The sequence below is a fragment of the Pseudomonas sp. 43(2021) genome (assembly GCF_017490805.1).
In the GTDB taxonomy this organism is placed as follows: Bacteria; Pseudomonadota; Gammaproteobacteria; order Pseudomonadales; family Pseudomonadaceae; genus Aquipseudomonas.
On record NZ_JAFGYJ010000409.1, the window covers coordinates 1 to 474 of the forward strand.

At 66.0% G+C, this 474-nt stretch carries 1 protein-coding gene; it reads left to right on the forward strand.

Annotation, left to right across the window (positions count from 1 at the left end):
• On the forward strand, positions 1 to 474 hold a 474-nt coding region (locus J5M71_RS27890), incomplete at both ends, for a hypothetical protein (RefSeq protein WP_207838807.1).

The window sequence follows — 474 nt, forward strand, 5'->3', positions numbered from 1 at the left end:
GGCTACGACAATCCGAACGCGTTCCTCGCGGATCAACTCGCTCACTTCGCGGAAGTCGGCGTACGGCCCGAGATCGAGGTGTTCAACCATACGATCGTCGAGAACTCGGTCACGCTCTATCAATCGCCGCTCGTGAAGGCCGGCGTTCCGGTGCTGTTCATGCTCGTCGCCGCGGTCGACCAATACCACCGCGATCCCGTGAGCGGCGACACGAGCGACGATTCGCTGATCGACGTGCCCACCCGCAAGGCGATCGCGAAGCTGCTGCAGGCGGGCACCGACGACGCGCACGAGAAGGCCGTCGAGCTCGCCGCGACGCAGTTGCGCCCGACCGTCGACAAGCTGCGCGACAACTTCCCGTCGTGCAAGATCTCGCTGCTGCTGCCGGGCCCGTTCCAGGCGCTGCTCGTCGACGTGGCGATCGCGCTCGATCTCGACGGCATTCGCGTCGGGCTCGAGGACGCGCTGAACGTC